This window comes from Streptomyces sp. NPDC030183 (assembly GCF_055573455.1).
Genome location: NZ_JBVIBK010000026.1, coordinates 49,433 through 68,941 on the forward strand (window position 1 = coordinate 49,433; position 19,509 = coordinate 68,941).

The following is a 19,509-nucleotide window of genomic DNA, read 5'->3' on the forward strand; positions in this document are numbered from 1 at the left end:
CTCGTCACTCCGATGTGCCGGCGCCGCCGCTGGGAGGAGATCCATGGGCACTTTCGGTTGGTCGCACAGAAAGGCGGTGGCGACGGTCGCGGCCGTCGGCGCGCTGACGCTTCTCGTCGGCTGCAGCGGCAGCGACGACTCGGTCACCGGTGGGGGCAAGAAGGACGGCAAGGTCACCATCACCATGGGCCTGTTCGGGGTGATGGGCATCAAGGAGACGGGCCTTCTCGAGCAGTACGAGAAGGAGAACCCCGGGGTCGACATCAAGGCGGAGGTCGCCGGTGACGAGCAGACCTACTACACCGCGCTGCAGACCAGGCTCGCCGCCGGCAAGGGCCTGAAGGACATCCAGGGCATCGAGATCGGGCGTGCCAAGGAGATCACCGAGACACAGGCGTCCAAGTTCGCCGACTTCGCCGGGACGTCGGGCACCGACCACTTCCTGCCGTGGAAGGAGTCCCAGATCAGCACCGCGGACGGCAAGGTGCTGGGCCTGGGCACCGACATCGGCCCGATGGCCGTCTGCTACCGCAAGGACTACTTCGAGAAGGCGGGCCTGCCCACCGACCGCGACGAGGTCGCGCAGCTCTGGGCGGGCGACTGGAAGAAGTACGTCGAGGTCGGCCGCACCTTCAAGAAGGACTTCAAGGGCGACAAGGTCGCCTACATGGACGCGGCCAGCGGCCTCTTCAACGCCATGGTCTACGGCTACCCCGAGCAGTACTACGACGAGCAGGGCGAGCTGATCTACGACTCCAATCCCGCCGTCAAGCAGGCGTGGAACCTCGCCGCGGACGCCGCGGAGGACGGCCTGACGGCCAAGCTCCGCCAGTTCCAGCCCGGTTGGGACCCTGGTCTGGCCAACGGCACCTTCGCCACGGCCGTGTGCCCCGCGTGGATGCTCAGCCACATCAGCGAGAAGGCCGGTGCGGCGAACAAGGGCAAGTGGGACGTGGCCAAGGCCCCCAAGGGCGCCAACTGGGGCGGGTCCTTCCTCGGCGTGATCGAGCAGAGCCCGGTGAAGGAGGAGGCCAAGAAGCTCGTCGCCTGGCTGACCGCGCCGGAGCAGCAGGCCCACATCTTCAAGGAGATCGGCAACATTCCCTCCTCGCGCGAGGCACTGGAGAGCGCCGACGTGAAGAACGCCAAGTCGGCGTACTTCAGTGACGCGCCGATCGGCGAGATCTTCGGCGCCGCAGCCCAGGAGATACCGGACAAGCAGGTCCTCGGCCGCAAGGACGGCACGATCAAGGACACCTTCTCCCAGGGCCTCACCCTGATCGAGCAGCAGGGCACCACGCGGGACAAGGCGTGGAAGACCACCGCGGAGCGCATCGAGAAGGCGGTCGGCTGACCCCCGTCCGCCCGGCCGCGGCCGTTCGGGCCCGCCTCTCGCCGGCGGGCCCGGACGGCCGGCTCACCCATCCGCTCGCAGGAAGGATCCTCCGGTGGCCACCTCCACCACCACCGCCCCCACCGGGCACTCCCCGGCCAAGGGCCCGGCCCGGCGGCGCGGCGCGCTCCTGCACCGCCTCGACCTCAAGGGCGCCCCGTACGCGTTCGTCGCGCCGTTCTTCGTGGTCTTCGCCGCGTTCAGCTTCTACCCCCTGCTCTACACGTCGTGGATCTCGCTGCACGACGTGGAGTTGGCGACCCTCGACGTCATGCAGTGGGTGGCGTTCGACAACTACGTGGAGCTGTGGGGTGATTCCCGCTTCTGGAACGCGCTGCAGAACACGATCACCATCGGTGTCATCTCCACGGTGCCGCAACTGCTGATGGCCCTGGGGCTGGCGCACCTGCTCAACTACCGCATGCGGTTCTCGCTGTTCTTCCGCGTCGCCTCCCTGGTCCCCTACGCCACCTCGGTCGCCGCCGCCGCCCTCGTCTTCACGATGATCTTCGAGCGGGACTTCGGCATGATCAACTGGGCGCTCGGCACGGTGGGGATCGACCCCCTGGACTGGGAGGGCGGCAAGTGGCCCGCCCAGATCGCGATCTCCACCATCGTCATCTGGCGCTGGACCGGCTACAACGCGCTGCTGTACCTGGCCGCCATGCAGGCCATCCCCGCCGACCGCTACGAGGCGGCCTCCCTGGACGGCGCCTCCCGCTGGAAGCAGTTCACCCACGTCACGGTGCCCGGGATCCGCTCCACCATCGTCTTCACCATCGTGCTCTCCACGATCGGCGCCACCCAGCTGTTCGGCGAACCGCTGATCTTCGGGCAGGGCCCGAACGGCGTCACCGGCGGCGCCGACAACCAGTACCAGACGCTGGGCCTGCTGCTGTACGAGGAGGGCTGGAAGAACTACCAGATGGGCCGCTCGGCCACCGTCGCCTGGGTGATGTTCCTGCTGCTCGTCCTCGCCCTCCTCGTGCAGCGCCTCGTCAAGCGCCTGCGCTCCGGCACGTCCTGACCTGGAGTCACCATGACCACTCAGAGTCTCCCGGCCCGGACCGGCAGCGCGGTCCGCACCTCCCCGAAGCCGACCGGTCGCGGTGGCCGGCTGCTGCGCCAGCGCGCCGGCCGCCAGCACCACGCCGGCCCCCTGGCCTATGTGCTGCTCGGCGTCATGGCGCTGCTGTCGATCTTCCCGCTGTACTGGACGATGGTGGCCGCCTCCACCGACAACACCCGGGTCAGCCAGACACCGCCGCCCTTCCTGCCCGGGCCGAACCTGTTCAGCAACCTCGCCAGGGCCTGGGACGAGGCGGCTATGGGCAAGGCCATGGTCAACAGCCTCATCGTGGCCGGGGTGATCGCCCTGTCCACGGTCATGTTCGCCACGCTGGCCGGGTTCGCCTTCGCCAAGCTGCGGTTCAAGGGCCGCAACGCGCTGCTCATGCTGGTGATCGGCACGATGTTGGTGCCGCCGCAGCTCGGTGTCGTACCGCTGTTCATGATGATGGCCGAGCTGGGCTGGTCCCAGCAGCTGCCCGCCGTCATCTTCCCGACGCTGGTGAGCGCGGTGGGGGTGTTCTTCATGCGGCAGTACCTGTCGGAGGCGCTGCCGGACGAACTCGTCGAGGCCGGACGCGTGGACGGGGCGCACTCGCTGCGGATCTTCTGGAGCATCGTGCTGCCCGTCGCCCGACCCGCGATGGCCGTCCTGTTCATGATCACGTTCGTGCACGCCTGGAACGACTTCTTCTGGCCGTTCGTGGTCCTCGACATGACCAATCCGACCGTCCCCGTCGCCCTCACCCAGCTCAGTGCGGGCTATGTCCGCGACCAGTCGCTCATCATGGCCGGCGCGCTGCTCGGCACCCTGCCGCTGCTGGCGATGTTCATCGTCTTCGGCCGGCAGATCGTCAGCGGCATCATGGCGGGCGCGGTCAAGGGCTGACCCTCCCGCGCACGGCCACGAACAAGCCGGCCCCGCCCCCTGCCCGGCCCGCCCCGGAACCCACCGCGCCGGGCGCCACCCACCGCACCCCCGCACACCACCACCCCGCCCCCCGAAAGGACTTACGTGGTCACCGCAGCACAGCAGAGCCCGTCCGCCCCGGACGCCGCACGCACCTTCCCCCGGGGTTTCCTCTGGGGCTCCGCGACCGCCTCCTACCAGATCGAGGGGGCCGCCGCGGAGGACGGCCGTACGCCGTCGATCTGGGACACCTACGCCCGTACCCCCGGCCGGGTCCGCAACGGCGACACCGGTGACATCGCCACCGACCACTACCACCGCTGGAACGAGGACGTCGCCCTGATGGCCGAACTCGGTCTGGGCGCCTACCGTTTCTCCCTCGCCTGGCCCCGGATCCAGCCCACCGGCCGCGGCCCGGCCGTGCAGAAGGGTCTGGACTTCTACCGGCGGCTGGTCGACGCACTGCTGGAGAAGAACATCCAGCCCGTAGCGACCCTCTACCACTGGGACCTGCCCCAGGAACTGGAGGACGCGGGCGGCTGGCCCGAGCGGGCCACGGCGGAACGGTTCGCCGAGTACGCGGCCCTCGCCGCGGACGCCCTCGGCGACCGGGTGACGACCTGGACCACGCTCAACGAGCCCTGGTGCAGCTCCTTCCTGGGCTACGGCTCCGGCGTGCACGCCCCCGGCCGCACCGACCCGGTCGCTGCCCTGCGCGCCGCCCACCACCTCAATCTGGGCCACGGCCTGGCCGTCCAGGCGCTGCGCGACCGCCTGCGCGCCGACGCTCAGGTCTCGGTCACGCTCAACATCCACCATGTGCGCCCGCTCACCGACTCGGACGGCGACGCCGACGCGGTCCGCCGGATCGACGCCCTCGCCAACCGGGTCTTCACCGGCCCGATGCTGAACGGTGCCTACCCGGGGGACCTGCTCAAGGACACCGCCGAGCTGACCGACTGGTCCTTCGTCCAGGACGGCGACCTGCGCGACATCCACCAGCCGCTGGACTTCCTGGGCGTCAACTACTACAGCCCCACCCTGGTCTCCGAGGCCGACGGCAGCGGCACCCACACCTCCGACGGACACGGCGACAGCGCCCACAGCCCTTGGCCGGCCGCCGACCGGGTCGCCTTCCACCAGCCGCCGGGCGAGACCACGGCTATGGGCTGGGCCGTCGACCCCAGCGGGCTGTACGACCTGCTGCGCCGCCTCTCCGTCGACTTCCCCGGGCTGCCGCTGGTCATCACCGAGAACGGTGCGGCCTTCGACGACTACGCCGACCCGGCCGGCCAGGTCAACGACCCCGCCCGCATCGCCTACGTGCGCGGGCACCTGGCCGCCGTCCACCAGGCGATCCTGGACGGTTCGGACGTGCGCGGCTACTTCCTGTGGTCCCTGCTGGACAACTTCGAGTGGGCCCACGGCTACAGCAAGCGCTTCGGTGCCGTGTACGTCGACTACCCGACCGGCACCCGCATCCCCAAGGCCAGCGCCCGCTGGTACGCCGAGGTCGCCCGTACCGGCGTGCTGCCCGGCGCCTGACCCGGCCGGTGCGGCACACACAGCATCCCCGCGTGGTGTGCCGCACCATGGGACCGCCTCCGCCCGCCGCGGAAGCGCGGGCAGAGGCGGACCCGTGCCGGGCGCCCCACCGCCTCATCGCGCCGAGAGGAAGGCGCCTGACAGGCAAAGATTCAGCCCAGTCGCCTTGTTCGTGTCTCTGGAAGAAGCCCAGCTTCTCCGGCGAGTACGACACCAGCAGGTTCTTCGTCTGCTGGCGGTACAGCGGCAGCGTGTCGCTAACCAGCGTAAACGGTGCCCGTCTCGGCTTCGGCGGGATCGCCGGCCCGGGTATGGTCCGCGTCTTGACCGATGCGGTTCGTCGGACGGGGCGCTCAGTGCCACGCGACGCCCGAAGTCGACCCAGTCACGGTCCCACGTGGCACTGGCAGTGGGAGCCGAACGCATGCGGTCGCCTGGCGCAAGCGGCGTTGGAGCTGTTCGGTGAGCGCGACTACGAGAGGCCCGCCCGCTTGGCGATCTCCGCCACCTGCGAGGTGATGTCGCTCAATCCGGCGCGCTGCAGGAGCAGTTCATGACCGCGGTGGCTGAGTCACCGCAGTCCATGGCGCCGATCGACGCCGTGGCGGCGGGACTAGAGGCGATCGCCCAGGCATTCGTCGACCCCCGCGAGTACCAGCAGCGCCAGGCCGTCATCGCGGCGAACGCGGAACCCCAGGAACGCGAGCTGACCAAGTACGGCCTCGATGTCTGCCGCGATGGCCGACGCCCTGCGCCGACGCGGCGTCGCGGAGCCGTCCGCGCCCCTGACCGCCGAGGCGGGGATCTCCGTCTTCAAGGCCGGCTTCCAGCTCTGGCTCTCGGCCACCGAGGAACGCGAGCTGGCCCAGGTGATGCGGGAATCGCTCGACGAACTCAAGGCTCTTACCGTGCGGCGTGCTTGGAGGAGAGAGCCGCGGTGCTCGTAGGCGATCGGCGATCGGCGAATGTCTGATCGTGGCGCCGATGGTCCTGCCTCTTCCGCCGGGGCGCGGACCTTCCTCGACGCTCTGCGCCGGGCGGGAGCACTGGGACGGCTCACCCACGTCCGCGGCGGTCACCATTTTCCGCTGCGGTATCCCCAAGGCTCCGTGGATCTGGTAGGGCGAGCACACCAGGACTTGTCGGACCAACAGTGACGGCGCGCAGGGGAGAGGTGCATCCCGTGAAGACGACCACAGCAAGCAGCGGTTCTCTGGAGCTCGGCTCGGCTCATGCGATCGTGACCGGCGGGTCGAGCGGCATCGGGCTGGCCACGGCCCGGCTGCGCGCGGCCCGCGGGACGAAGGTGGGTCGTGGAACGCACGATGTCCTGGCTTGCCGACTGCCGTCACCCGCACCGGCGATACGAGCGCAAGGCTGAGCACTTCCTCGCCTTCGCGGGCATTTCCGCGGCCCTCATCTGCCACCGCCGCCTCGCCCGTGCGGACGCGCGGAACCAGTCAGCGTGAGACTGCTCCAACACTGCTCGCCCAAACCCGGAGGGGCACGAGATCTGGCTCGGCTGCGGTCTGCTCCGAGGAGTTCCGCACGCCATCCAGGCCCGACCAGGCCGTGACGCCCGGCTCACCGTCGACCAGGAACCCCTCGATGACCGGCCCGAGGTCGTCAGAAAGTATGTAGGCGCCACCGAACGGCAACGCATCCGCCGCAACCGATCCCGTCGAGCACCGGAGCTGCCCGGCCTGCTCGTCATGCCACACGTAGAACGTCGCCACCCCGGGATAGCCCATCTGGCGGACACGAACCTGGAGGGCGGAGGCAGTCCGCTCGAAGGCGGCCACCACCGAGGAGAGGGACAACGACCTCCTGTCCTCGACCTCCGCACTCAACCACCAGGTGTTGGTCTCCCACTCCGTCCGACGGTCAGCCGGCTCCAGCACCAGAGGCTCGTCCGCCACCTCAGCGATCCATGTCAGCAGCACCACAGCAGTATCCCCGCATGGCCAGTGGCCCCAGGAACCACCATGAGAAACGACGTCTTATTCAGCGTCGGCGAGCTCACCCCACTCAGAGCGTCCGATGCCTGCCGGGGAGCCTTCACCGACACCGGCATCGGTCTGATCTCAGTCAGTGGCCGCAAGGCCGCGCACAGCCGGGTTCGCCGGTGACCCGCGATCTGAGCAGCACCGCCCCGCTCGCACCGACCACGAGTGGCCCGACGCATGTCCCGCCCCCCGGTGCAAACCCATCCGGGAAACGATCGGCGAGTTGGGCCGCGGCGCCCTGGCGTCGACCTGCAGCCGAGCCCGACAGCCTCCGTCAGCCCGGTGCGTGACCGTTGTCGAGTGCGTCGGCTGTGCGGCCGCCGGGCCGGCGCAGGGCTGTCCGCGCCTTCTCCCGCCGCAACGCATGAGCAATCGCGCGCGCCTCGACGCCCGCTTGGCGAAGGACGCCCGTGAGGGGGTTGGTGTATCCGGTGAAGTACAGGCGCGGGGCCGCAGGGTGGCTCTGCCCGCCTACGGCGGGGGGCTGCCCGGCGTCGTCGAGTACGCCCAGGGTCCCCACCAGGTCGCGCAGGTCGGACCGGAACCCCGTGGCGGCGATGACCGTGTCGGGTCGCAGCCGGGTGCCGTCGGCCAGCACCACGTCAGGGCCGTCGAACGCCTCGACGGCCGCGACCGGCTCGACCCGGCCGGACAGGACGGCGTCCACGAAGCCGTGGTCGAGCACCGGGTTGACCCCTTCACGGACATTGCGGGTGTACAGACCGATGCGGGGCCGGGGCAGTCCCCGTGAGGTCAGGTCGGGCACCGCGAGACGTTGCGTGAGCAGGGAGGTGCGGTCACGCCACGCCAGGGGAAGGACCTCCGTCAGCCGGCCGACCGCATGCCATCGTGCGCTGGAACGGGGCAGGATGTTGGGTTGGCGAGGGTGCGAACTGAGATCCGTACCCGTTCGGCTCCGGCGCCGGCCAGGACGCTCGCGATCTCGGTACCGCTGTTGCCGGCGCCGACCACCAGCACGTCTCGCCCCCGGTAGGGGCCCGGAGAGCGGTAGTGGGCCGAGTGCAGCAGGGTGCTGGTGAACGTCGAACGCCCCGGCCAGCGCGGAGTCCTGGGCGTGTGGCAGCGGCCGGTGGCCCGCCGGGAGTGGTGTGCAGGCGCAGGTGGTCATAGCGCTGCGCCCAGCTCGCTCCCACGCGGTCCGACCGATCAAGGATCACGGTCGGCTCGCCGGAGCGGTTCAGCAGTGCGGCGGCCGCCAGGCCGTGCGGGCCGGCTCCGATCACGATCGTGGGAGCACGGAAGTCTCGCTGTGGTGTGGGGGGCATCGCCTCCTACAACGCCAGACCACGGCCTACGTCACGCCCAACTGCCGGAAACGACGCAGGAGGTGACTCCCGTTAGACCGGCGGTGCGGACTCGTTGGTCACCGGGCAGCAGACGTTGCGGGAGGGTTCGGTCGCCCCGAGAGCCGGCCCGCGAGGGGCTGAGGCGGCGCCGCCCTTACTCGCAGGTCCCTGAGGGGTCATGAGCCGTGAGCCGCGCAGGCCAGCACAGCATGAGCCTGCACGGCCGCGGCCTCCATGGGGGATTCCTCCGGAACGGCTCGCTACACCTGTCCGATTCCCCGGCCACGGCCACGGCTACGGATCAGCGGAGTCTGCAAGGCGTACGGCGGCTGGCAGGTCCTGCGTGATGTGGACCTTGACGTGTCTGCCGGGACGCTGGTGGGAGTCGTCGGCGAGAATGGTGCGGGAAAGAGCACTCTGCTGCAGATCGCCGTAGGCCACCTCGCACCCGACCGCGGAACGGTGACACGGACCGGTGCAGTGGGGTACTGCCCGCAACGGGCCGTACTGAACGACGCGTTCACCGTCGAACAGCATCTGCGGTTGTTCCAGAGGGCCTACCGGCTGCCCACGCTGGAACGGGCCGGTGAACTGATGGAGCTGCTGGCGATGATCATGTGCCGACAGCAGCAGGTCGGCACACTCAGTGGCGGAACACGGCAGAAGCTGAACCTGCTGATCGCCCTCATGCACGATCCACAGCTGCTCGTCCTGGACGAGCCCTACCAAGGCTTCGACTGGGACACCCATCAACGGTTCTGGGCCCTGGCCGCCGCCCTGCGCGATCAGGGCCGGTCGATCATCGTGGTCTCTCACCTGCTGCACGACGCACACCACTTCGACGCGATCGCGCATCTTCGCCAGAGCCGCCTGCACTTCGAGGAGACCGAGTGCTGAAACCCACCGGGACGGCCTTCACCGATTGTCAGGGCCAGTTGAGGAAGACGTCGCGGGGACGGTCGCGGTTGTGCGACGCAAGGACCATCTGTCACACCGGCCCCTCCATCCACGGGCGGAGAAATGATGGCCATGCGATGGATGCGCCCAACTGCCTTTCCTGGCATGGTCAGCGCTTACCAACCCGCTGACCCCGAGGACCGTCCCGTGCGAAGAAGTCTAATGGCCCTCCTCCTGGCTGCCGGTGTCGTCGGCACCCTGGTTCCCGTGCTCGCCCCCACCACGGCGCCCGCCACGGGCAACGATCCCCTCGGCCAGTACCACGGGCAGAAGCCGGCCTGGCACCGTTGCGCCAAGACGCTGCCTGCCGCCTTCCAGTGCGCCACGATCAAGGTTCCGCTCGACTACAGCCGCCCGGACGGCAAGAGGATCACCCTCGAGATATCGAGGGTGAGGACGAGTACGAAGAAGGAGCGCCGCGGTGTGCTCCTGTTCAACCCGGGTGGCCCGGGCACTGAGGGCCTCGACATGTCGGCGGAGATGGCGAAGATACTGCCGAAGTCCGTGACGAGGAAGTACGACCTCGTGGGCTTCGACCCGCGGGGCGTCGGTGAGAGCTCCCCCGTGGGCTGCGGCCTGACGTCCAAGGAGCAGAACCGGGAGCGGCCCTACACGGCTGAGACGTTCGCCAAGGACGTCAAGTGGGCCCGGAGCGTCGCCGAGAAGTGCTACGCCAAGCAGGGCGACACGTTGCGGCACATCACCACCCGCAACACCGCCAGGGACATGGACGTGATCCGTGCCGTGCTCGGCGAGAAGAAGATCTCCTACGTCGGGATCTCGTACGGCACCTACCTCGGTGCGGTGTACACGCAGATGTTCCCGAAGCGGTCCGACCGCTTCGTGCTGGACAGCGCCGTCGACCCGGCCTGGGTCTGGCGCGGCGTCATGCAGGGATGGGCGACGGGCGCTGAGCCCGCCTTCACCAGGTGGACGAAGTGGACCGCCGAGCGGAACTCCGAGTACGGGCTGGGTGAGACTCCGGAGGCGGTCCGCGAGACGTTCTACGCCCTGGTCGACCAGGCCGATCGCGAGCCGATCCACTTCGACGGCACCTCACTGACCGGCGCCGACATCCGCTCCGAGAGCCGCATGAGGTTCTTCTACCTGCGCGACGCCGCCGAGTGGATCGCCAAGGTGAAGAAGGCCGCCGGGAGCAGCGCTCCGTCCGCCGGCCAGGACCTCAAGACATCAGCCCCGCAGGATTCGCCGTCGTTCGGCCGTGCCGTGCCCTCGGACAACCATGAGGCTCTCTTCTGGTCCCTCGCCTGCGCCGACACGCGCGACTGGCCGCGTGATCCGGAGCAGTACCGCCGCGACGCCATCCGGGACAAGGCCACCTACCCGCTGTACGGCGACTTCACGTCCAACATCAAGCCCTGCGCCTTCTGGAAGACGGAAGGCAGTGAGCCCGCCACCAGGATCGACAACAAGGTCGGCGCGCTCATCCTGCAGTACGAGTGGGATCCCCAGACGCCGCTTGCCAGCGCCCAGGGCCTGCGCCGGGTCATGAAGGGGGCGAAGATGGTCACAGTCGCCGGCGGTGTCGGACACGGCGTCTACGGCTCCTTCTCGTGCGCCGACAAGACGGCCACCGCCTACCTGACCACCGGCAAGCTGCCGGCGAAGGACGTGACCTGCAAGGGGCGGTGAGCGCCCGGCGGCCGCCGTGGAACGACCGAGAACGCCGCAGCCCGTGAACGCCGAAGCCCGCCGTGGCCCCGAAGAGCCACGGCGGACCGGCGGTCAAGCTCAGGGCGTCAGGAGGTGAACGGTGTGGAACCATCCCCCGCCGTCGCTCCACAGAGGGTCGGCGGTGCCCCCGGCCGCGTGGTGGGCTACCTGCCCAACACCCGCATGTCATCGCCGCGTTCCACGACGCCACATGCCTGGGCGCCGTCTGGTCGGTGTGCGGACAGGACCCACGCCCCGCATGCCGCCGCCGACCGCCTCATCCAGCTCGAACTCACCGTGCTGATCGCCGCCGACGGCTACCTCTCCAACGGCCCCACCCGCGACCGCCGCTACACCGTCCTCGGACTCGCCCGTCCGTTGCCGACGCCGGGACACAGATCCAGCGCCCGATGCTGATCCTCTGGTCGCCGCGGGACGACCTCGAAGACCTGTACGGGGAGCCGGACGACCTGAGCAGCCAGCGGCGGCCACCCACAGACGTGGACTTCAATGAGTTCCGTCAACGGCAACACGTGAGGGCGTGCGATGGAATCTGCGAAGCGCTTCGCGGGATGAGCAACGCGAGGGCATACGCGGTACCTGCGGAACTGTCAGCCCGCCAGCCGGGCCTTCCAGATCTCCTCGCTGGGCCACTGCCGGGCCCAGTCGGCGGAAACTTCCGAATAGTCCCGCGCGGACGGGGGTGCCTGAATTTCGATCAGATCCTCGACGACGAAGCCGCAGGTCCGCAGCAGACGGAGCATCTCGCCGTGCGGCAGGACGAACTCCACATGATTTTCCCATTCCAACCGCGTCAGACCGAATTGGCTGCGGAACAGAGTGGTGGATGCCGGTCCCTCGGGCGGTACGCACAGCGCGAACAGCGGTGAGTAGCGCGAGAACACCAGCCGGCCTCCAGGAACGAGAAGCCGGGCTGCCTCCGGGATCCACTTGTAGGGGTCACACCACAGCGAGGCGCCGTACTCGCTGATCGCCAGGCCGAAGGTGTTGTCCTCGTAGGGCACCTTCTCGGCATTGCCCAGGACGAGGGGGAAGTCGATACCGAACTCGGACTGCATCGCGCGGGCGGTGGCCAGTTGCTTCTCCGACACGTCGATCCCGACCGGGTGGGCCCCTGCTCTGGCCAGCCAGGCGGAAACGTAGGCGGTACCGCAGCCCAACTCGATCGCGCGCATCCCCTCGATGCCGTCGGGAAGCAAGGAAACCTCCGACTCAGGCGTGGACCACAATCCCCAGGAAGGCTCCACCTGCGCCCAGTGACCACGGGCGAGCGGCCCGTGCCACGCAGCCGCCTCGTCATCCCAGAAGCGTCGGTTCTGCTTCACATGGTCCGCCATGGCGTCATGAGTCATGGGGACATTCGACCGACGATGCTGCTGTTCCGGCAACGGGATTTCCCGACGGCGCCATACTCCCTCGAGACGCGCGGCTGGCACGACGGCCAAGCAGGCGTCACCGTCGGCGCCCATCCGCACGGCCGTCACCGATCGCTCTCCAGGACCCGCTGGAGGTGCTGGGCCGGCAACCTGTGCACCTGTGCACCTGTGCACCCCGTGCGGGCGACCATTCGCTGCAAAATAGAACCAGGGGCCGGGACGGGCCTGACGAGAATTACCAGGTCCGTCAGCCGAGGGAATCCTTCGCATTTCCGCGCGGCGGAACTTACGGTTTGTGGGTTATCCAGAGCAGCTCCGCCGGCCAACGGTGTGCCCAGTCGGGTGGGTCGGTTTCGTTGTAGCCGTTGGGTGTTCCCCGTTCGGGTCGCGGCTCCACGAGGTCGTCGATGACGAGACCCGCGCCGCGCAGGACCTTGACCCAGCCGCCGTAGGTGAGCTGATAACTGGTCGCGCCGTCGTCTTCGGTGATGGTGTTCAGCCCGAAGTAGTCCTTCTGCAGCGTCGTGGTCACGCGGCCGGCGGCTTCGTCGTAGCAGGCTTCGAACCATGGGCTGGCGACGTTGAACACCAGGCGCCCGCCTCGGCGCAGGACGCGTGCGGCCTGTGGGACGGCCAGGTGCGGGGGCGCCCAGCTGAGCCCACCGAAGTCGCAGAACACCAGGTCGAAGCTGTCGGAGGCGAAGGGGAGCTGTTCGGCGGCGCCTTGCACTAGCGGGTAACGGGCCGCTCCCATCGCGCGGGCCGCTGCGTCGAGTTGGGCTTCGGACAGGTCGAACCCGACCACGGCGGCGCCCTCGGTTGCGAGCGCCTTCGACCACTGGCCGGCACCGCAGCCGAGTTCGAGGACGCGCTTGCCGGTGACGTCGCCCAGGGCGTCCAGGTGCGCGTCGGGGATCGAGTACATGCCCCACAGCCGGGGTGTGGCACCGATTCGCGGGTCGTGCTCGTGCTGGTAGGCGCTGCTGATCTGGTTCCAGAACCGCCGGTTGGCGGGGATGCTGTCCACCTGCCGACTCCAGCACTGGCTGCCGGAGGAGGTCAACACGATTAAGGCACTGGTCGGCCCTCACTTCGGTACCGCCCTGGCTCGGCCCATCGAGCCGCCGGACGAGCCCCAGGGGGTGTTCTGAAGTCCCGTACAGCCCTCACGGCGCCGGCACGCACCCTCACCCTCGAGTACGCGCTCGCAAGCCGGGAAGCCGAACCGGGCACATTGATCTACGTGGACCAGTTCTGCAAATACACATTCGCGAAGCGATCGACTCGACTACGGCGAGCGTGAGGGCGCAGCGTCCATGAGCTCCGCCGGGGGTGGTTACGACAACGCCCTCATGGCGAACCCGTAGGTGATCGTCAAGGCAGAGTGCATCCGCGGCCGCGTCTTCACCACCCGGGCCGAGGCGAATCTTCGCACTGTTCGAGTACATCGACGACTTCTCCAGCACCCGGCGCCGCCTTCACGACCGGCTCGGCTCCTCGGCCGATCGAATTCGAGGAGAAGTGCTACGCCGACCCCGCAACGGCCGACCGAACGGACCTGACACCCCGCCACCCGGCCCTGACCAGCTGATCAGTACCTCCCGCATGCCAGGGGAACCTCAGACCGGACAGCCCTCACGCCGGCACCAGGTCCCGATCCCGCGTTGCGAACACCCCCTCCCCGGTGCCGCCCCGCACACCAGCCCAGGCCGCGTCCTCGCTTTCCGGTCCCGGTGACTGGTTCTGTCTCCCCGCTCACGGCAGACTCCCTGCTCGCCGCCCGCCCCGGAAACCAACTCCGTTCGTTTCATTGACATCTCGCTCAGAATACCTACCGTTGGGAGCGCTCCCATCACAGCCTTGCAACTGGAAGGAGTCCCCCCACATGCGCAAACAGAGTCCGTTAGCCGGGCGTTCGCGGTCGCCCCTCCGTCGGCCTCTCCAGGTGCTCGTCATGCTGTTCGCCGTGGTCGTCGGCGCACTCACATGGTCGGCCCCCGCTCAGGCCCACGGCACCGTCGTCGGCCCCGCCACCCGCGCGTACCAGTGCTGGAAGACGTGGGGCAGCAACCACACGAACCCGGCCATGCAGACCCAGGACCCCATGTGTTGGCAGGCATTCCAGGCCAACCCCGACACCATGTGGAACTGGATGAGCGCGCTCCGCGACGGCCTTGGTGGCCAGTTCCAGGCGCGGACCCCCGACGGGACGCTGTGCAGCAACAACCTCTCGAGGAACGCCAGCCTGAACAAGCCCGGGCCGTGGAAGACCACCACCGTCGGCAACAACTTCTCGGTCCATCTGTACGACCAGGCGTCCCACGGTGCCGACTACTTCAAGGTCTACGTGAGCAAGCAGGGCTTCAACCCCAAGACCCAGACCCTGGGCTGGAGCAACCTCGACTTCATCACACAGACCGGCCGCTTCGCCCCGGCGAAGGACATCACGTTCCCCGTACAGACCTCCGGCTACACCGGACACCACATCGTGTTCGTGATCTGGCAGGCCTCGCACCTCGACCAGGCCTACATGTGGTGCAGCGACGTGAACTTCGGCTGAGCCGGGGAGCGCCGCACACGGCACCGGTCCCCGCCGGGCGCCGGTAACCCGCCGTCCGGCCGACCGAGCCCCGTCGGGCCAGGGGACCCATGTGGTCACCCTGCCTCGACGGGGCTTCCTGCGGACGCTTCCGGCTCTGGCGGAATGCGGGTGTCCTCACCGCCTTGCCGGAGGGCCTGATCGCCGAAGCGCGCACCGTCGCCGCACAATGGGCCAGGATGTCCTGGCTGTGGCCGATCATGGACTTCCGGTCCAGCAGCTGGAAGGGTCCGAAACTTTTGGGCCAGCTCCCGGTTGAGATAGAGGTTCTGCCACACCGGGAGGTCCTCGATCAGTCCGCGGGTCTGGTGCACCGTTTCGATGCCCAGCCGACGTGCGTCGTCAGGGGAGTTGAGCCGTATCGGCTCGTCCCGGAACGGGCTCTCACCGGCGTCCGGGCGATGCACCCCCGGTCGGGCGGCGCACCAGGGTGGACTGATCTCGCCTCGTGACCCAGACGCACCCGGACATGGGCGCCTGACGGGTATCTGCCCAGGTCAGGCGCCTTTATATGTCTAGAAGAAGCCCAGCCTCTTCGGCGAGTACGACACCAGCAAATTCTTCGTCTGCTGGTAGTGGTCCAGCATCATCTTGTGGGTCTCGCGGCCGATGCCCGAGCCCTTGTAGCCGCCGAACGCGGCGTGCGCGGGGTACGCGTGGTAGCAGTTCGTCCAGACGCGCCCCGCCTGGATGGAACGACCCGCCCGGTACGCGGTGTTCGCGTCCCGCGTCCACACGCCCGCCCCCAGGCCGTACAGCGTGTCATTGGCGATCTTGATCGCGTCGTCGAACTCGTCGAACGACGTGACCGACACGACCGGACCGAAGATCTCCTCCTGGAAGATCCGCATACGGTTGTCGCCCTCGAAGATCGTCGGCTGGACGTAGTAGCCGCCCTTCAACTCGCCGCCGTGCTCGATGCGTTCGCCGCCCGTCAGGACCTTCGCCCCCTCCTGCCTGCCGATGTCGAGGTAGGAGAGGATCTTCTCCAACTGGTCGTTGGACGCCTGCGCCCCGATCATGGTGTCCGTGTCCAGCGGGTGCCCCGTCTTGATCTGTTCCGTGCGGGCCACAGCCGCCTCGATGAACTCGGCGTAGTGCCCGCGCTGCACCAGCGCCCGCGACGGACACGTACACACCTCGCCCTGGTTGAGAGCGAACATCGTGAAGCCCTCGAGGGCCTTGTCGCGGAAGTCGTCGTTCGCCGACCACACGTCGTCGAAGAAGATGTTCGGCGACTTCCCACCGAGTTCGAGCGTCACCGGCGTGATGTTCTCCGAGGCGTACTGCATGATCAGACGCCCCGTCGTCGTCTCACCCGTGAACGCCACCTTCGCCACCCGCGGACTCGACGCCAGCGGCTTGCCCGCCTCCACCCCGAACCCGTTGACGACGTTCACGACGCCCGGGGGCAGCAGGTCCGCGACCAGGCTCAGCCACACATGGATCGACGCCGGAGTCTGCTCGGCCGGCTTGAGCACGACCGCGTTGCCCGCGGCCAGCGCCGGCGCCAGCTTCCACGTCGCCATCAGAATCGGGAAGTTCCACGGGATGATCTGCGCGACCACACCGAGCGGCTCGTGGAAGTGGTACGCCACCGTGTCGTCGTCCAGCTCCGCCAACGAACCCTCCTGCGCCCGCACCACCCCCGCGAAGTAACGGAAGTGGTCGATGGCGAGCGGAATGTCGGCGGCCAGCGTCTCGCGCACCGGCTTGCCGTTCTCCCAGCTCTCGGCGACCGCCAGCTTCTCCAGGTTCGCCTCCATCCGGTCGGCGATCTTCCGCAGGATGTCCGAACGCTCGGTCACCGACGTACGACCCCAGCCGGGAGCGGCCGCGTGCGCCGCGTCCAGCGCCCGCTCCACGTCCTCGCTCGTCCCCCGCGCGATCTCCGTGAACGGCAGCCCGTTCACCGGACTCGGGTTCTCGAAGTACTGCCCGCGCGCCGGTGGCACGTACTCACCGCCGATGAAGTGGTCGTACCGCGCCTCGTAGGAGACGACCGCGCCCTCCGTACCGGGTGCTGCGAAACGGGTCATGGAATACCTGCCTCCCCACAAGCGCCACCCGCCGTTGGGCGGCTCTCGTGTGGAGGCTAGGAACCCGACGGTTGCAACGACGTTGCGCGACGGGAGCCGCGAGGAGGCCCCGCCCCCGGCCCCTCCACCGCCCGGCCCCCTCCACCACCCGGCTTCCTCCTCCCCCTCGGCCACCCCCCGAGGGGGACTCGACCCTCCCCGGAACCTCGAACGAGGCGGGCGTTGGCAGTGCCGTCGCGGAGTGATCAACGGGATTCGGCTCCGGCAGCGGACCGGCTTGCCCTGGAGAGACCTGCCGTCCCGCTGTGGGAAGTGGAAGACAGTCCACGACCGTCATCGCAAGTGGTCGGCGGACGGAACATGGGAGAAGGTCCTGCGGGCGATCCGGGCCGACGCCGATGCTGAAGGCCGGATCGACTGGAGCATGGTCGGCGTGGACTCCACATCCTGCCGTGCCCATCAGCATGCGGCAGGCGCTCGCTCAGGCCCACCAAGAAGCCACGCAAAGAACGACCAGAATCCCTTGGTCACACACCTGCTGACGATCATCAGGCAAGATCCGCCGGACAGGCCCTGGCCGTGATCTCCCTTCTCGCTCAGGTCCGTCTCCGCTGTGTCCACCCAACAGGTGCCCTCAGCTCCGCCTCCAGGTCCTGCAGCCGGGCGCGTACCGCCGGTGTCGGGCGTACGGCCGCGAGTGCCCGCCATACGTCGAGGTCGTCCTCGCCCCAGGGCGCGTGCGCCCAGTCCGCCAGCAGATCCGGGTCGCGGCGGGCCATGAGCGCCGTTCGCAGCCCCTCTGTCAGCCTGTGGCGTAGACGGACGACCGCCGGGGCCTGCGAACCAGGCAGCAGCGGACCCGCGTACGCCGTCGCCGCCGACGTCACCGCACCCGTCTCCAGCCTCCGCTCCACGACCGCCACATCCGACTCCACCGGAACCGTGAGCCGGTACGGCCGCGACGCGAGCAGCCCGGGGCCGAGGAGCCGGCGCAGCCTCGCCAACTCGGCCCGCAACGTCACCGGCGTCACCGACTCGTCCTCGTACAGCGCGCAGAGCAACTCGTCGCCGGAGAGCCCTTCCGGATGTGCGGCGAGCAGTACCAGGATCTCGCTGTGCCGTCGGCTGAGCCTCACCTTCCTTCCCGGCACGAGCAGTTGCGCCTCGTCCCGGCCGAGAGCGGTCAGTTCCAGTGCGTCGGCCGCGGCGCCGGGCGGTGCGAGCAGGGCCAACTGCGACTCGGCCGCCCGGGCCACCGCCTGCACGAAACCGAGACTGTGCGGATGCGCCAGCCGGTCGCCCCCGGTGATGTCGATCGCGCCGAGCACCCGCCCGGTGCGTGGATCGTGCACCGGCGCCGCCGCGCACGTCCACGGCTGAACCCGCCGTATGAAGTGCTCAGCCGCGAATACCTGCACAGGCCGGTCGACGGCGACCGCGGTACCCGGAGCGTTCGTACCGACATCGGACTCCGCCCAGCGCGCGCCCGGCACGAAGTTCATCCCGTCGGCCCGACGTCTGGTCGCCGGATGCCCCTCCACCCACAGCAGCCTGCCCTGGGCGTCGCACACGGCCAGCAGATGCTCGCCGTCGGCGGCGAAGGTGCCCAGCAACTCGCGGACCAGCGGCATCACCTTCGCCAAAGGGTGCTCCGCGCGATAGGAACCGAGGTCGCCGTCCGTCAGCTCCACGCGCGCGGTGCCCTCCGGTCCCACGCCCGCTTTCGCTGAACGCCGCCATGAATCGGCCACCACGGATCGGACCGGTCGCGTGACCGCGCCGCCCTGGGTGAACGCCTCATGCGCACGGCGCAGCACCCGCATTCGCTCGACAGGGTCGGCTCCCGGCTCCAGAGCCACCCAAGGATCGGTCAACTCGGCCTCCCGGCAGTCCGTGCATGGCAGGGTCCATCGTCAACCTCGCACACGCGCCCGACAAGCCACCAGACGTACCCGGCGGTCCCGCCTCCATGGCGTCAGACGGCGTTGACCATCCGTATGTACCGGCCCCAGTCCCAGTGCGGCCCGGGATCGGTGTGGTCGGTGCCCGGCACATCGTGGTGGCCGATGATGTGGTCGCGGTTCTTGGGGATGCCGTACCGGTCGCAGATCTCCGAGGCAAGGGCCGCCGAACGCTCGTACATGGCGTCGGTGAAGTACTCGGGACGCTCGATCCAGCCCTCGTGCTCGATGCCGATGCTGCGCGCGTTGTAGTCCCAGTTGCCCGCGTGCCAGGCGATGTTCCGCTCACGGACGCACTGGGTGATCCTCCCGTCGGTCGACCGCAGCACATAGTGCGCGGAGACCTGTTTCGCCGGATTCCAGAAGACGGGCATCGTGTTCTTGTACGTCGTCTGCGTCACGTGGATGATCACCAGATCGACCGGGTGGCTCGTCGGGCGGTTGGCCGCCGTGTAGTTGGCCTCGCTCGCCGGCTCCCACAGGGCGTGGGGGTGGTCCACGGGAGCTGGGTGGGCATCGGCGCGGGGGCTCGGGAGCAGCGCGTAGGGGATCGCGGCGAAAGCGGTGCCTTTCAGCAGCCGCCGCCTGCTCGGCAACGCTTCTGCTTGCTCCATTGGTCTGCCTTTCCGAAGTGGTGCTGCATCCGATCTGTG

14 protein-coding genes and 4 pseudogenes are annotated in these 19,509 nt (G+C 68.8%); 11 read left to right on the forward strand and 7 right to left on the reverse strand.

From position 1 onward, the window contains the following. Positions 1 to 43: 43 nt before the first annotated feature. The 6 genes and pseudogenes from ACZ4Z2_RS28630 to ACZ4Z2_RS28655 form a co-directional block, all read left to right on the forward strand. On the forward strand, positions 44 to 1,354 hold the full coding sequence (locus ACZ4Z2_RS28630) for an ABC transporter substrate-binding protein (protein WP_468079831.1): 1,311 nt from the start codon (positions 44 to 46) through the stop codon (positions 1,352 to 1,354). Positions 1,355 to 1,448: 94 nt separating this feature from the next. After that, positions 1,449 to 2,420, forward strand: a complete 972-nt coding sequence (locus ACZ4Z2_RS28635) for a carbohydrate ABC transporter permease (RefSeq protein ID WP_468079833.1) — start codon at positions 1,449 to 1,451, stop codon at positions 2,418 to 2,420. A 12-nt stretch (positions 2,421 to 2,432) separates the two neighbouring features. Then, positions 2,433 to 3,350 carry a carbohydrate ABC transporter permease gene (locus ACZ4Z2_RS28640; protein ID WP_468079835.1) on the forward strand — a complete coding sequence of 306 codons (918 nt, stop codon included), beginning with the start codon at positions 2,433 to 2,435 and terminating at the stop codon, positions 3,348 to 3,350. A 126-nt stretch (positions 3,351 to 3,476) separates the two neighbouring features. Then, the gene (locus tag ACZ4Z2_RS28645) at positions 3,477 to 4,916 is read left to right on the forward strand and encodes a GH1 family beta-glucosidase (RefSeq protein ID WP_468079837.1); all 1,440 of its coding nucleotides are present in this window, start codon (positions 3,477 to 3,479) and stop codon (positions 4,914 to 4,916) included. A 725-nt stretch (positions 4,917 to 5,641) separates the two neighbouring features. Continuing rightward, entirely contained in the window at positions 5,642 to 5,863 is a 222-nt protein-coding gene (locus ACZ4Z2_RS28650; protein WP_468079838.1) for a hypothetical protein, read from the forward strand. 339 nt (positions 5,864 to 6,202) lie between these two features. Then, a pseudogene (locus ACZ4Z2_RS28655) lies at positions 6,203 to 6,385 on the forward strand (transposase); the annotation flags it as partial. Here ACZ4Z2_RS28655 and ACZ4Z2_RS28660 read toward each other — a convergent pair. Then, positions 6,377 to 6,862 (reverse strand): hypothetical protein, encoded by a 486-nt coding sequence (locus tag ACZ4Z2_RS28660; RefSeq protein ID WP_468079840.1) that lies wholly within the window; start codon positions 6,860 to 6,862, stop codon positions 6,377 to 6,379. The pseudogene ACZ4Z2_RS28655 and the gene ACZ4Z2_RS28660 sit on opposite strands and share 9 nt — an antisense overlap. Before the next feature lie 334 nt (positions 6,863 to 7,196). Beyond that, a pseudogene (locus ACZ4Z2_RS28665) lies at positions 7,197 to 8,208 on the reverse strand (flavin-containing monooxygenase). 255 nt (positions 8,209 to 8,463) lie between these two features. Here ACZ4Z2_RS28665 and ACZ4Z2_RS28670 point away from each other — a divergent pair. From ACZ4Z2_RS28670 to ACZ4Z2_RS28680, 3 genes and pseudogenes are all read left to right on the forward strand, one after another. Beyond that, complete coding sequence (locus ACZ4Z2_RS28670; protein WP_468079842.1) at positions 8,464 to 9,126, forward strand: ABC transporter ATP-binding protein; 663 nt, start codon at positions 8,464 to 8,466, stop codon at positions 9,124 to 9,126. Positions 9,127 to 9,348: 222 nt separating this feature from the next. Then, positions 9,349 to 10,839 (forward strand): alpha/beta hydrolase, encoded by a 1,491-nt coding sequence (locus ACZ4Z2_RS28675; protein ID WP_468079939.1) that lies wholly within the window; start codon positions 9,349 to 9,351, stop codon positions 10,837 to 10,839. Between the two features lie 162 nt (positions 10,840 to 11,001). Then, a pseudogene (locus ACZ4Z2_RS28680) lies at positions 11,002 to 11,247 on the forward strand (acetoacetate--CoA ligase); the annotation flags it as partial. A gap of 224 nt (positions 11,248 to 11,471) precedes the next feature. On the opposite strand, the gene ACZ4Z2_RS28685 reads toward ACZ4Z2_RS28680, so the two are convergent. Both ACZ4Z2_RS28685 and ACZ4Z2_RS28690 read right to left on the reverse strand, forming a co-directional pair. Further along, on the reverse strand, positions 11,472 to 12,233 hold the full coding sequence (locus ACZ4Z2_RS28685; protein ID WP_468079843.1) for a class I SAM-dependent methyltransferase: 762 nt from the start codon (positions 12,231 to 12,233) through the stop codon (positions 11,472 to 11,474). Positions 12,234 to 12,543: 310 nt separating this feature from the next. Continuing rightward, the gene (locus tag ACZ4Z2_RS28690) at positions 12,544 to 13,284 is read right to left on the reverse strand and encodes a class I SAM-dependent methyltransferase (RefSeq protein ID WP_468079845.1); all 741 of its coding nucleotides are present in this window, start codon (positions 13,282 to 13,284) and stop codon (positions 12,544 to 12,546) included. An 858-nt stretch (positions 13,285 to 14,142) separates the two neighbouring features. Here ACZ4Z2_RS28690 and ACZ4Z2_RS28695 point away from each other — a divergent pair. Beyond that, positions 14,143 to 14,817 carry a lytic polysaccharide monooxygenase auxiliary activity family 9 protein gene (locus ACZ4Z2_RS28695; protein WP_468079846.1) on the forward strand — a complete coding sequence of 225 codons (675 nt, stop codon included), beginning with the start codon at positions 14,143 to 14,145 and terminating at the stop codon, positions 14,815 to 14,817. A gap of 554 nt (positions 14,818 to 15,371) precedes the next feature. Here the strand turns inward: ACZ4Z2_RS28695 and adh are convergent. Further along, positions 15,372 to 16,895 (reverse strand): aldehyde dehydrogenase, encoded by a 1,524-nt coding sequence (adh, locus tag ACZ4Z2_RS28700; protein ID WP_468079848.1) that lies wholly within the window; start codon positions 16,893 to 16,895, stop codon positions 15,372 to 15,374. 196 nt (positions 16,896 to 17,091) lie between these two features. Between adh and ACZ4Z2_RS28705 the strand changes: the two are divergent. Next, a pseudogene (locus ACZ4Z2_RS28705) lies at positions 17,092 to 17,391 on the forward strand (transposase); the annotation flags it as partial. A gap of 100 nt (positions 17,392 to 17,491) precedes the next feature. Here ACZ4Z2_RS28705 and ACZ4Z2_RS28710 read toward each other — a convergent pair. Further along, positions 17,492 to 18,769 (reverse strand): GAF domain-containing protein, encoded by a 1,278-nt coding sequence (locus ACZ4Z2_RS28710; RefSeq protein WP_468079849.1) that lies wholly within the window; start codon positions 18,767 to 18,769, stop codon positions 17,492 to 17,494. Between the two features lie 101 nt (positions 18,770 to 18,870). After that, a complete protein-coding gene (locus ACZ4Z2_RS28715; RefSeq protein ID WP_468079851.1) occupies positions 18,871 to 19,470 on the reverse strand; it encodes an N-acetylmuramoyl-L-alanine amidase in 600 nt (199 codons plus the stop codon). Positions 19,471 to 19,509: the final 39 nt, after the last annotated feature.